The 13072-nt window shown below is 36.6% G+C and carries 11 protein-coding genes; all 11 read left to right on the forward strand.

Features of this window, described 5'->3' with window-relative positions:
* Window positions 1–19: 19 nt before the first annotated feature.
* The 11 genes from mutM to IGJ37_RS03215 all read left to right on the forward strand — a co-directional run bounded on the left by mutM (window position 20) and on the right by IGJ37_RS03215 (window position 13061).
* On the forward strand, window positions 20–862 hold the full coding sequence (gene mutM, locus IGJ37_RS03165) for a DNA-formamidopyrimidine glycosylase (RefSeq protein ID WP_002355756.1): 843 nt from the start codon (window positions 20–22) through the stop codon (window positions 860–862).
* Window positions 859–1458 carry a dephospho-CoA kinase gene (gene coaE / locus IGJ37_RS03170; protein ID WP_325815014.1) on the forward strand — a complete coding sequence of 200 codons (600 nt, stop codon included), beginning with the start codon at window positions 859–861 and terminating at the stop codon, window positions 1456–1458. Before mutM ends, coaE begins: the two co-directional genes overlap by 4 nt.
* A 179-nt stretch (window positions 1459–1637) precedes the next feature.
* A complete protein-coding gene (nrdR, locus tag IGJ37_RS03175; protein ID WP_002381296.1) occupies window positions 1638–2120 on the forward strand; it encodes a transcriptional regulator NrdR in 483 nt (160 codons plus the stop codon).
* 15 nt (window positions 2121–2135) lie between these two features.
* Window positions 2136–3545, forward strand: a complete 1410-nt coding sequence (locus IGJ37_RS03180) for a replication initiation and membrane attachment family protein (protein ID WP_002396542.1) — start codon at window positions 2136–2138, stop codon at window positions 3543–3545.
* Window positions 3545–4474 (forward strand): primosomal protein DnaI, encoded by a 930-nt coding sequence (gene dnaI / locus IGJ37_RS03185; RefSeq protein ID WP_002355760.1) that lies wholly within the window; start codon window positions 3545–3547, stop codon window positions 4472–4474. The genes IGJ37_RS03180 and dnaI overlap by 1 nt, the downstream gene beginning before the upstream one ends.
* Before the next feature lie 81 nt (window positions 4475–4555).
* The gene (locus IGJ37_RS03190) at window positions 4556–5764 is read left to right on the forward strand and encodes a hypothetical protein (RefSeq protein WP_002385036.1); all 1209 of its coding nucleotides are present in this window, start codon (window positions 4556–4558) and stop codon (window positions 5762–5764) included.
* 13 nt (window positions 5765–5777) lie between these two features.
* On the forward strand, window positions 5778–7298 hold the full coding sequence (locus tag IGJ37_RS03195; RefSeq protein ID WP_325815015.1) for a hypothetical protein: 1521 nt from the start codon (window positions 5778–5780) through the stop codon (window positions 7296–7298).
* Entirely contained in the window at window positions 7288–8871 is a 1584-nt protein-coding gene (locus IGJ37_RS03200) for a hypothetical protein (protein WP_002355763.1), read from the forward strand. Before IGJ37_RS03195 ends, IGJ37_RS03200 begins: the two co-directional genes overlap by 11 nt.
* A complete protein-coding gene (locus IGJ37_RS03205) occupies window positions 8868–10130 on the forward strand; it encodes a glycosyltransferase (RefSeq protein ID WP_002355764.1) in 1263 nt (420 codons plus the stop codon). Before IGJ37_RS03200 ends, IGJ37_RS03205 begins: the two co-directional genes overlap by 4 nt.
* A gap of 14 nt (window positions 10131–10144) precedes the next feature.
* Window positions 10145–12211 carry a cellulose biosynthesis cyclic di-GMP-binding regulatory protein BcsB gene (locus IGJ37_RS03210; RefSeq protein ID WP_010827225.1) on the forward strand — a complete coding sequence of 689 codons (2067 nt, stop codon included), beginning with the start codon at window positions 10145–10147 and terminating at the stop codon, window positions 12209–12211.
* A complete protein-coding gene (locus tag IGJ37_RS03215; RefSeq protein ID WP_002385041.1) occupies window positions 12201–13061 on the forward strand; it encodes a hypothetical protein in 861 nt (286 codons plus the stop codon). Before IGJ37_RS03210 ends, IGJ37_RS03215 begins: the two co-directional genes overlap by 11 nt.
* Window positions 13062–13072: the final 11 nt, after the last annotated feature.

Raw genomic sequence — 13072 nt, forward strand, 5'->3', positions numbered from 1 at the left:
ATATAAAGGAGCAAAAATAATGCCAGAATTACCAGAAGTAGAAACAGTGCGAAAAGGACTTGAAAAACTTGTTGTAGGAAAAACCATTCAAGAAGTCATTGTTTTTTGGCCAAGAATTATTGAATCACCAGAAGTTGATGTATTTCAAGGTCAATTAGCTGGTCAAACGATTGAAGGGATTGAGCGAAGAGGAAAATTTCTGATTTTTAAATTGTCTGATAATGATATGATTTCTCACTTACGGATGGAAGGAAAATATGAGTTTCATCAGGCTGATGATGAAATTGCCAAACATACCCATGTAATGTTTACTTTTACAGATGGCACGCAATTACGTTATTTAGATGTACGGAAATTTGGCCGTATGACATTGGTTCCTAAGAATCAAGGTCATCAATATAAAGGGATTTTAGCTTTGGGGCCAGAGCCAACACCAGACGTTTTCCAATTAGCTACTTTTCAACAAGGCTTGAAAAAGCATCATAAAGCAATTAAGCCATTGCTGTTAGATCAAAAGCTAGTGACGGGTTTGGGGAATATTTATGTAGATGAAGCACTTTGGCAAGCGCAAATCCATCCAGAACAACCAGCAGATTCCTTAAAACCTGCGGAAGTTGCTACGTTGTATCAAGCAATCATTGACGTCTTGGCACGCGCTGTTGAAGCAGGTGGAACCACCATCCGCACCTATCTAAACGCGTTAGGAGAAGCAGGGACTTTTCAAGTAGCGTTGAATGTCTACGGGCAAACAGGCTTACCTTGCAATCGTTGTGGTACGCCAATTGTTAAAACAAAAGTGGCACAACGTGGTACGCATTATTGTCCACAATGCCAACAATTGAAAGGTCGTCGATTGAAATGACAAAAGTTTTAGGCATTACAGGAGGGATTGCGACAGGTAAAAGTACGGTTGTTGCTCTTTTTAAAAAAGCGGGTTATCCAATTGTTGACGGCGACATTATCGCCCGCGAAATTGTTGCAAAAGGGCAACCAGCCTTAGCCGCAATCGTTGAAACTTTCGGACCAGAAATAGTATTAACAACTGGTGAATTGGATCGGAAAAAGTTAGGACAATTAATTTTCGCTAATCCTCAAAAAAGAGAGCTATTAAATGAAACGTTGAAACCTTTTTTAAGAAAAGAAATTTTACGTCAAATTGAAGAAGCTAAAAAGAAAGCCTCCCTGATTATTGTTGATATTCCTCTGCTTTATGAAGCTCATTATGAGGCGATCATGGATCAAGTTGCTGTGGTATATGTACCAGAAAAGATTCAAAAAGAGCGTCTGATGGCCCGAAACCAATTAACAGAAGAAGAAGCGCAACAACGAATTGCTAGCCAATGGCCGATTGAAATGAAAAAAGAACGAGCAGATATCGTTTTTGATAATCAAGGAACTAGAGAAGAAACGGAACAACAAGTGAAGAAGTGGCTAGAGGAACAAACTGGAAAGAAGTGAATATTTTTTAAATGGCGTAAAATGTTTTGAAAATTTCAGAAAAAACAGTGAAAGTCTTTGTTTTTATTAAAGAATGGCAAAGATTCAACTAAGAACCAGTTCTAAAGACCTAGTAATAGCGCAATTTCATGTTATAATATAGGCAACAAAAATTATACAGAATAGAAGAGGTGAACGTTATGCGTTGTCCAAGATGTCATCATAATAATTCCCGTGTTATTGATAGCCGTCAAGCAGATGATGGACGTGCAATTCGCCGTCGTCGTGAATGTGAAAATTGCAGTTATCGGTTCACTACATTTGAAAGAATTGAAGCGGCGCCATTACTTGTAATCAAGAAAAATGGGGATCGTGAAGAATTTAATCGTGATAAAATTTTGCGTGGGCTCATTCGCTCTGCGGAAAAAAGACCCGTTGCTATGGAACAAATGGTTCAAATTGTCGATAATGTTGAAAATCGAGTGCGTAGTTTAGGGGAAAATGAAGTCTCTACAACGCTTATCGGTGAATATGTGATGGAAGATTTAGTCAATCTAGATGAAATTGCCTACATCCGCTTTGCGAGTGTTTATCGACAATTCAAAGATATGAGCGTGTTTTTGAAAGAGTTACAGGACATTGTCGACAAAGCAAAATCTTCTTCTCCTGACTCAGAAAATTAAAAAGGAGGTCTTTCTTTGAAAGGAAATCGGCAAAGAATCCAACCAAAAAATATTTTTCAAGCGGTTATTGATTCACCGCTTTCTGATCAAGAGAAAGAGGTTTTAACCTTTTTATATCAACCAATTGTCGGCGCCAATGCGTTTAGTTTATATTGGCTTTTGTTATCTGAAACAACAGACTCAGAGGAGAATGGCTCGCTGTTTCATGCAGATTTAATTAGTTTGCTGGACTTGAGTTGCCAACAATTAGAAGAAGCTTGCTACAAATTAGAAGGCATTGGGTTGCTAGAAACGTATAAAAAAACAGATCGGGAATTAGGAGATTGTTATTTATATTATTTAAAAGCACCTGAAACAGCCGCTCGTTTTTTTAAAGATGAAGTGTTAGCTTTAGTGTTATTTAATCGGGTTGGACAACGGAAATTTGATCAATTAGTGCAAAAGTTCCAACCGCATCCTACTAAAACAGAGGGCTATCAAAATGTTTCCGCTAGCTTTCAAGAGGTTTATGCCTTTAAAGAAGAACAAATTGTTTCCGAAGCGAACCGATTGACAACGATTCAAGAAACTTTTTCTCAAAAAGAAAAATCGAAGAAAATTTCTGTATCAACGGATTCTTTTGATTGGCACTATTTTGTGGAAGGTTTGCACCGTTTAGGTTTACAACTGCCTGAAGATGAGGCTAGTTTTCAAGAAGAAGTCTATGTTTTTCATCAATTATATGGCATCAATGAGTTAGATATGGTAGACTTTGCTTCGAAATCATTTGACTATTATACAAGTCGAATTTTGCCTAAGGAATTAGTGCGAACGATTCATCAAGCGTTTGATCCTGATAAAAAACCACAACCAACAAACGTAGTGACAAACAAGCAAGCACAATTGACGGTGGAAGAGCAACAAACGTATCGATATAACGCATTAAAAATGAATGGTTTTTCTGAACTGGATATTCAAATGATTATGGATAGTGAAAAGAATCCGCCTATTCAATATTTAGAAGCTTTAAAAAATAGTCGAGGCGGCTATACGACACCACAAGAACGTTCATTAGTGAAATATTTGGTTGCCAAATCAGGCTTACCGACTAGTGTGATTAATATTTTGATTAACTATGTTTACAATATTCAACAACAACCGACTTTAAAAGCGGAGTATGTGAATCGAATTGCGAATGAATGGGGACAAAGTGGCATTCATTCACCAGAAAAAGCAATTGAACATGTCAGAGAATTGGCAAAACAAAGCCAAACCAAACAAAAACAGCGACAACAAAATTATTCAGGGAAACGCCAAACTGTTCGACAAGAGCGATTGCCAGAATGGGCAGATCAGCCAAACGATGAAACAAAACTTTCCCCAGAAGAACAAGCCGAGTTAGATCGACAAATTCAAGAATTTTTAAACCAAGGAGGTGACCAATGATGGAAGACGTAGGAAAAGAAATGTCAAAAATTATCCAGAAGCGTGACATCAATGAACGATATGAAGAGCTGGTTAACGAAGTATTGAAAGATCAAGATGTTCAAGCCTTTATACAAGCAAACCGAGAGCGTTTAACCGATGAAGATATTCGTAAAAGTTATGCTAAGCTGTATGAATTTGTTCAAGAAAAAAAGAAATTTCAATTAAACGATCCGGCAATGATTGCTCCAGGATATGAGCCAAGATTAATGTTGAATTTTCATTACATTGATGTAACGTATGTCCCAACGGCTGATTTAATCGCCCGTCAGAAGGAAGAAGAAATTCGTAATCGAGTAAGGGCAATGGACATGCCAAAAGATGTCCGAGAAGCAAATTTACGAGATTTCGATCCATCTTCTCAAGGTCGAGCCAAAGCGTTAGCAGAAGCAATGCAATTTTTAAGAGAATATCCTGCGACACCAAAAGAATTTCATAAAGGGCTCTATTTACAAGGCCCCTTCGGTGTAGGAAAATCTTTCTTATTAGGTGCGATGGCTAATGCTTTAGCAGAACGTGGATTTACTACGACAATTGTTCATTTTCCAACATTTACAGTAGAAATGAAGCAAGCCATTGGTCGCGATCAAGTTGGTGAAAAGCTCGATGCAGTAAAAAAATCCCCTATATTAATGATTGATGACATTGGTGCGGAATCCATGACTAGTTGGATTCGTGACGACGTTTTAAGCGTAATCTTGCAATACCGAATGCAAGAACAATTAGTTACTTTTTTCTCTTCCAATCTAGATTTAAAAGCTTTAGAAGAGCATTTAACCGTGACGCAACGAGGAGAACAAGAGCCGCTAAAAGCCAGACGAATTATGGAACGTGTGCGTTATCTGTCAAAAGAGATTACGATGACAGGAAATGATCGACGAAACGGTTAAAGCAATCCTTTTATTTTTATGGATTGCTTTTTTTCTTGCGCTTGAAGATGTAGCGTAAGTTTCGCAAAAACAAGTACTTTTGTGTACACTGACAATAAAGAAGTGAGGAAAAGAGGCGTAACAATGAAGAGAAAACTTTGGATTTTTATTGGGGTATTCGTAGTGCTTCTGGGAGGATATTTTCTTTTGTTTAGAGAAAAATCCTATAAAGTAGAGGTGGAAAAAGTGAATCCAAAAATTCAACGCTTAATGTCGACAGACAAACAACATTTTTTAACAAAACATGAATTTCACACAAAAGAAACCGCTGAACGCAAAGATTTGTTGAAGTTTTTTATTGAAACCCGGCTCAAAACAGACGGCGGTTTTTTAACCAATTATTTACCAGATGCTGAACGCAAAGATGTCGCCACAGGACATGAGTTGCTAAGTGAGTCTTCGGGTCTATATTTGCGTAATTTAGCTTTTGATACGCAGGGACGTTTTGATAATTTTTACAAGCAGACGAAAGACACCTTTTACGACGGCGTCCAATTTAGTTACCGAATTGACGAGCAAGGCAATAAGTACAATGTCAATGCCTCGATTGATGATTTACGGATCATTCGTTCATTAATTGAAGCAGGGGGGCATTTTAAAACAGATCAGTACGATCAAGAAATTAAAAAATTAGGCAAGAGTTTTATGAAAACCTCTATGAAAGATAATATTCTAATTGATTTTTACGATAGTAAATCAAAACAACAGTCTTCAGAAACTTCTTTGTTTTATATTGACTTAATTACGCTGGGTTATCTATACAAAGAATTTGGGATTTCAGCAGACTACTTGCAGTATCATTACCAATTAATAGATGATGGCTATATTTCTGATGATTTACCTCTTTATCAAACGAAGTTTAATCATCAAACAAATAAATACGAAAACAACGGAACACTTAATATTATTGAATCTTTATTAACGATTGTCCATTTAAGTGAAGTGGGTATGGCGAAGCAGACTAGTATTGATTTTGTGCGAAAACAAGTTCAGCAAGGAACGCTTTTTAACTCGTATGATTTAAATGGATCGCCCGTGGATAAAAATCAATCTGCAGCTAGTTATGCGATAGCGGCTTTAATTGGTGTTGCCGAAAATGACAAAGAGTTGTATCGTGCGGCAATTACAGTACTTAATAATTTTCAAATTATGGATTCAAGCAGTCCGATTTATGGAGGATTTGGTGATAAAGTTACGAAACAAGTCTATTCCTATAATAACTTAATGGCTCTTTTGGCCTATGATTTCTAGATGAGGTGAAAGCATGGAAAAGATCAAAAAATACATGAACTCGGCTTTTGAATGGTTGAGTCGTTATATTTCTCCAAGTCTTTTGGCCGTTTTAGGGATTGGGTTAGTGACAAGCATTTTGTTATTTGTTTATCCGATTAATGGCTTGGGAGATAATGGCGAGTATTTTCGTGTGTTAAATTCAAATAGTCTTTATCGTGTCAATGGTGATAGCTACGACAATGTGGCCTATTTTGTTAAGGACTTTTCGATTATGCGTTATTTTAATGAAACAACGACGCACTTTGTTTCCACTCAACAATTTTTCATCACCATTGCCATTTGGCTTAATAAACTTTTTTATAGTCAAACACTTTTCGATATTCGTTTCTTAGGTTTCGTTTATCTTAGTTGTTTTTTAGTGTCAATTTATATTCTGGTACGAGGCTTAACCGAAGGCGTGTCTTTGAAAAAAAGTTATCTTATCTCTTTGTTGGTTATTTTCATCTTGGGAGATACCTCCTATACGATTTATTTTAATTCCTTTTATACAGAAGCGACGAGTTTTTTACTTTCTGTGAGTGTCTTAGCATTTTCAGTCTATTTTTATCGGGTGACGAAACCACGAACTTGGCTCAGAAGAATAGTTTTGGTTATCTTGGCACAAGCAGTAGTACTTTTAATAGGGATAACACGCCAAGAATATTTGCTGATTATTGGCGTAATTATTGCTGGATTAGGATTTTTTGTCTACTTGTCACAACGTTACCAACGATTGTCAATGACGGCCTTTTTAATTGCGTTGATTGGTTTTACAACGTTAGCAGCTTTTATCGTTCCTAACGATATCTATGAACGTGATGTCTACCACAGCATGACGCGCGGTGTAATGAAGGATAGTAAGGTTCCAGATAAACGGATGTCAGAGGGCGGAATCAACCCGCAATATGGGTTGCAAAAGGGACGTTCCTACTTTGAAGAATACAGTCCTGTATCACCAACTTCTGAACAAATGAAAAAAGATTTTTTTGATAAAACGAGTTTTGGATGGGTGTTATTGAATTATTTAAATTATCCATCTGAATTATGGCAAGGACTGAATTCAGCGGTCCCAAATGTTTACTTAGTAAAGCCTAATAATGTGGGGAATTTTGAGAAAACGACGGGGCGTGCACCGCTGGAACAATCTAAATTTTTTATGGTGTATAACCGTATTAAAGCCAGTTTTTTTCCTAAAAACTTTGCTTTCTATCTATTATTAGGCGTGATTCTGTTTGGTTTATATGGCGTTGGTTTATACAGAGGAATCAAGAGAAACGAACCCAGATTAGTTTTTCGCTTCTTTTTAATGACAGGGATTTATCTTAATTTATTAGTTGTTTTCATTTCAACAATTATTATTGATGGGGATAGTGACTTAGTACGTCATTTGTTTTTAGTTTCAGTATTTTTAGATTTTCTCTTGTTACAAATTGTTTCTGATGTTATTGGTAAAAGAATGTGGCAAGATACAACACCACAAGTCATTGGGGAGGTAGAGGGAATTGAAAAATAAACAATATCTTATTGGCTGGGTGTGTTTCTTACTCTTTTTCGTTTTTTGTGGCTTTGCCAAACCGGCGCTGGCTGCACCAAGTAAACATGTCTTACTTGTCTATGACAGCTTGAACATTGCTGGGAAAAAAGAAAATGATGTGGATGCTTTACAACGAGTGTTGACGAGTTTTGGAGTAGAAGTTCAGAGTGTGGCGGTGTCAGATTATGTGCCTGGCGAATTGCTAAATGATGGCTATGACAGTTTGATTTCTATGGTGAATTGGCCTGAACAAGCCGGCGTTATTGCCTCTGATTTTCTAGCAGATCGAGTTCATTTTAAAGGTAAACAATTACACATTGGTCGAAACATGCGTGACGATGAAAAACAATATTTTAGCGGTACGTGGAAAGAATTAAGTCATCGTCAATATCGGTTAGAAGATGAAAAAAACCGCTTTTCTCAAGTATTGCCTTTTCAAGATCAATCAGTTGTGCTGGAAAATACGCAAGGTCAGACGGTTGGCCGATTAAAAACACAAGAATTAGCACCAGAAGAATATCCATTTGGTGTAATTGAGAATGGGCATGCTTTTCTCCCAATGTTTGAACGCAAAGGCGCTGTTTTTTTAGAAAGCTTGGACGTAATTAGTCAATGGCTGGAAAGTGAAAAAATGTCACGGCCGTTTTTGACGATTTCTGATTTTAACCCGTTAAGAGATATGTCTGTGGCAACCTATTTGCAAGAAGAATTAGTTAAAACCACATATCCTTATATTTTATCCAGTACGAGCGTTTCACAAAACAATACGATTTTACCTTATAAACTATTTACGAATGCGTTACGTGCGTTTGCTTCGACGGGGGTTATTTTCTTAGAAACACCGGTCGTTAACAATGTTGATTTAAATGACCAACGTGCTTTGAAACAATTGATGGAGCAGCAGATTAGTTTATTGGTCGACAGACATGTCTATCCAGTAGGCATTTCTGCTCCAGGATACTGGAATCAAGACCTTCAATACCAAGAGGATGGTCTAGCAATTAGTGATACAGTGATTCTAAGAGAAAATCCGCCGATTGAACGCGTTTTTTATCGGAACCAAACGGGAGAATCAATCACTTATAAGAATGCTTTGTTTGATTTACCGTATGATTATTTATCGGGGATTGAATGGACGGATAAAGATAATCCGAATGACTATCGATTTCCAATGCCGACCACCATTAGTTTTTCATTTCCAAATTCTAAAAAAGAAGTGGATCATCTAATTCAAGAAGTCAAGGAAGCGCCAATAGTGTTTAGTGTTTCAGAAGCGGATCAACATTTCACTGTTCAAACACAAACGCAGAAAATCGAATTTCGGAATAATCGGTTCTTCTTAAACAATCAAATTGTCAATGGTTTGGCTGATACAGGGGCCTCAACAGTTGAAAAACAACGATTTACAGGGTTATTTTCATTCTTTTTCAGTATCACAAACAATATTTTAATTGGCGTTGTTACACTGACTTTAATCATCCTGATTATTTTGTTTATGATTGGACGAAAGAATTATCGGTCGAAATATATTAATAAGGAGGAAGACAAATGACCATTGCTGACATTGTAATGTTAACAGCAACTATCATTATTTGGAGTCTACTAATTGTAAATATTCTCTTAGTTATTTTTGGCTATGTTTATTATTTAAAAACAGATCCTGTCGCACCACCACCTGTAGAGGACGAAGACGCGCCGTTTGTTTCAATTATGGTGCCGGCCCATAATGAAGGAATTGTCATTGTGCGGACAGTTGAAGCGTTATTGAATTTTAATTATCCGCAAGATCGCTATGAAATTATTGTGATTAATGACAACTCAAGTGATAATAGTGCTGAGCTTTTAGCGAACGTCCAAAAAAAGGCGGTTAATCGAAATTTGCAGATTATTAATACAGACAATATAACAGGTGGGAAAGGTAAGTCTAATGCCTTAAACATTGGTTTCAAGCAAGCCAAGGGGGACGTGATTGCCATTTATGATGCGGACAATACACCTGAACCGAATGCACTCCGTTATTTAGTTGGAGAGTTAATCGCTAGTGAGGAATACGGCGCAGTTATTGGTAAATTTAGAACGAGAAATCGCAATGCAAGCTTGTTGACACGCTTTATTAATATCGAAACACTGGCCTTTCAATGGATGGCACAAGCCGGTCGTTTTCAATTATTTAAGTTATGCACGATTCCTGGCACAAATTTCATTGTTCGTCGTAGTATTATTGAAGCCATTGGCGGCTGGGATGACAAAGCGTTAGCCGAAGATACAGAAATCAGTTTCCGCATCTATATGATGGGCTATAAAATTAAGTTTCAACCAAAAGCAGTGACGTGGGAGCAAGAGCCACAAACTTTGTCAGTTTGGTTCCGACAACGGACGCGATGGGTCAAAGGCAATATTTATGTCATTGTTAAAAATGCTAAATTATTGTTTAATCCTAAAGCGAGTCGGATCCGTTTTGATATTTTATATTTCTTGTCCATTTATTTTCTCTTAATGACATCGCTCGTTTTGTCAGACATCATGTTAGTTTTATCAATGTCTGGTTACTTAACAACGACCCTGCAAGGATTTAGCAATTCCTTGTGGTTGTTAGCGATTTTGTTATTTATTTTCAGTACTTTTGTCAGTATTACGACCGAAAAAGGCGAAATGACTTTAGAGAATATCTTAATTATTGCCTTGATGTATATTACATACAGTCAGATGTGGCTAGTAGTCGCCGCTTATGGCATGGTGATGTATATTAAAGAAAATGTTTTTCATAAACAAACACAAACAAAATGGTACAAAACTGAACGATTTAAATAAGGAGGAAACGTGCAATGAAACAAAAAACAGTCACTTTAATAGGGTTGTTCTTTCTGGCAATTCTGATTGGTGTCGCAAGTCCGACCGTATACGCCGAAAACAAAGAACAAGACAACCATACCTTTACACAACCTTTTCAAAATAAAACAATCTCTTTAACAGGTACTTCTGTCCGTAGCACCATGTATTTTACAAAAATTGATTATTGGAACGTTAAAAAAGCATCATTCAATATGACCTACCAAATCACACAATTAAAAAATAATCAGACCTCAGATTTAACTGTGGCAGTGAATGGTGTGAAGTTTTATTCTTGGCGTCCTGAAAATACGACTGGTATTCAACAAAAGACGATTGAAATCCCTTTGGAACTGATTAAAGAGACAAATACATTGACTGTTGAGGGCCAAATTATTAATCAGGCAGGAAACGACATGTATAATTTAATTGAAACTCCGGCAAATTGGTTAACGATGTATGAAGGATCTAACGTAAACTTCCAATACGATTTACAATTACCAGAGAATACAATTCATTCTTTTTATAATCATTTTGTGGGAGCAGACACGATTGCGAATAAACACAGTGTTATTTTGACACCAGAAAATGCATCGGAAAAAGAATTAGCTGCAGCGACCCATGCGTTAGCTGGCGCTGCTCGTTTGATTACTACTTCAGAAGAATTGTTGCCAATGGCTTCTTTGAACAAAGAACAGTCAGCACCCTATCAGTTGATTATTGCCAGCTATGATAAATTACCAGATCAGTATAAAAGTCAAATTGATAGCAAACGCGTGGAGGACCAGGCTGTCTTAAAATTTTTCAATCAACCAGATAAGCATGTTTTAGTAGCTACTTCTAAAGATGAGGACTTACTTGTTCGTGCGGGACGTTATTTAGCAAACTATGAATTAATGACCCAAACAGATAAAGAAGAGACAACAGTTGATGAGAATACCGATACGTTTAGTTCAACTTTAGAATTTGATGGAAATTATCCATTAACCTCAACGGGGGACAAGCTAGAAGGGGCCTATCACCAAGAACAAACGTACTTTGTCAATTTACCAGTGGATCGAAACAATGCCAATGGAAGTCGCGTGCATTTACATTTTAAATATGCTGAAAACTTAGATTTTGATTCTTCTTTAGTGACGGTCTATGCCAATGATAAACCAATTGGCAGCAAGAAATTAACCGCTGCTCGTGCGAACGGTGATGAATTAAATCTCGAATTTCCAAAGAACTTAGAAATTGCTGATAGTTTTGTTTTAAAAGTTGCTTTTGATTTGAATGTTAAATCACCAGAAGTTTTACGAAATGGTCAGACTCCATGGGCCTTTATTGAAAATAATTCGAATGCGTTTATTCAAACAGAAGAACTGAATGACATATTATTTAACAACTATCCGAACATTTTTATCAGAAGCCGTTCTTTTGCTGATTTAGCGATTTTATTACCAGAAAAAATGGACGACAACTATTTTAAAGTGTTGACCAATTTATTTAACTTAATTGGTAATTATGCCGAAAGTAATGTCGGTGAGATTACGTATTATAAAAAAGCGCCTAAAAATGCGGCATTAGAAAATCATAACTTGATTATTTTTGGTACGCCTAAGGATAATCCGATGATTCGTAAGTTAAACGATCAGTTATATTTCCATTATGATAAGGACTTCACACGTTTTGTTTCAAACGAGAAACTGAGCATTGAAAAAGATTATGGTAAACAAATCGGTACGGCGCAGTTAATGTTTTCTCCATATAATGCGAAAGCCGCGGCGTTAATCTTAACAGGAGCTAAATCACAAGGTGTCTTTTTAGCCTCTACACAAGTGAATACAGAGAAGAATACTTCTATGTACAAAGGAGATGCCATTGTGGTCGATCCGAACTATCGTCGCTATGATTATCGTTTCAAAAAACGTGTAAGCAACGTTAGCAACGAATCATTAGGTAAACGAATTGTCAATAATCATAAATTAATGATTTATCTATTTGTCTTCTTAATTGGTATGACTATTATTGGATTAAGTGCGTTCTTCATCGTGAAGAAGAATTTGAAAGGTGGGGAATAGAGTGAATCAAAAACGAGTGACCTTACTTTTGGATTTAACTTTGTTGGTAGGAATTGTTTTGGTTGTCGGCACAACCATCTTTATGGCCTTAGGAACGAATGATTTCTTTGTGGACTTAAGTTGTCTATTAATTTCAGTTATTTTAATTATCGTTACCTATTTTGTAGGAATTACAGCGGGGTTAACATTTTCGCTTATATTTATTTTTCTACAATTGACTTATGTTGTATATCAGTATGTCTATCATGATTTGTTTAGCTATGGCTCATTATTTTGGCTAATCATGCCGCCGCTCTACTGTTTAACAATCTATGCAGTGACTTACCAAATTCGTACGATTGAAGAAGAAAATATTCGCTTACGTAAAGAAACTTCACGGTTAAATGCGTTAGATGCAGTAACTAATTTAAGAACAGCAAAAATGTACGAAGAAGGATTCGATTTATTTTCTGACATTTCTACACGTTATGAAGCGCCGTTATATTTAGTCGTGATCCGAGTGGCCTATTGGGAAAGTATTCGTAACTTATTAAGTCCTGAACAAAAGAATGAATTGCTACAAATCGTGACAGCGGCGATTAAAGAGACAACGGATGATCGCTTCTTACCATACTTTATCGACGGCACACCGCCGACTTGGGCGTTATTAATTTTCCGCGATGGGGATGACGGATACACTACTAGAAAAGAATTCAAACAACAAGCTCAAGAGAAATTTGCCCATTCTGAAACCTTAAGAAATATTACTTTGACATTACAAGTTTCCTATACCAAATATGATCCTGCCGAATTTAACAACGCTTCAGAATTTTTAGGGGATGGAATTAATTCTCTTCAATATGATGTTTAAAAAGGAGGCAA

Origin of the sequence: Enterococcus sp. AZ104 (assembly GCF_050546705.1) — a bacterium.
GTDB classification, from domain to species: domain Bacteria; phylum Bacillota; class Bacilli; order Lactobacillales; family Enterococcaceae; genus Enterococcus; species Enterococcus faecalis.

Bases quoted from the DNA above. Each gene is read 5' to 3' on its own strand.
- mutM (WP_002355756.1), top strand. From the start codon at position 20: ATGCCAGAATTACCAGAAGTAGAAACAGTGCGAAAAGGACTTGAAAAA.
- coaE (WP_325815014.1), top strand. From the start codon at position 859: ATGACAAAAGTTTTAGGCATTACAGGAGGGATTGCGACAGGTAAAAGT.
- nrdR (WP_002381296.1), top strand. From the start codon at position 1,638: ATGCGTTGTCCAAGATGTCATCATAATAATTCCCGTGTTATTGATAGC.
- dnaI (WP_002355760.1), top strand. From the start codon at position 3,545: ATGGAAGACGTAGGAAAAGAAATGTCAAAAATTATCCAGAAGCGTGAC.
- IGJ37_RS03195 (WP_325815015.1), top strand. From the start codon at position 5,778: ATGGAAAAGATCAAAAAATACATGAACTCGGCTTTTGAATGGTTGAGT.
- IGJ37_RS03205 (WP_002355764.1), top strand. From the start codon at position 8,868: ATGACCATTGCTGACATTGTAATGTTAACAGCAACTATCATTATTTGG.
- IGJ37_RS03210 (WP_010827225.1), top strand. From the start codon at position 10,145: ATGAAACAAAAAACAGTCACTTTAATAGGGTTGTTCTTTCTGGCAATT.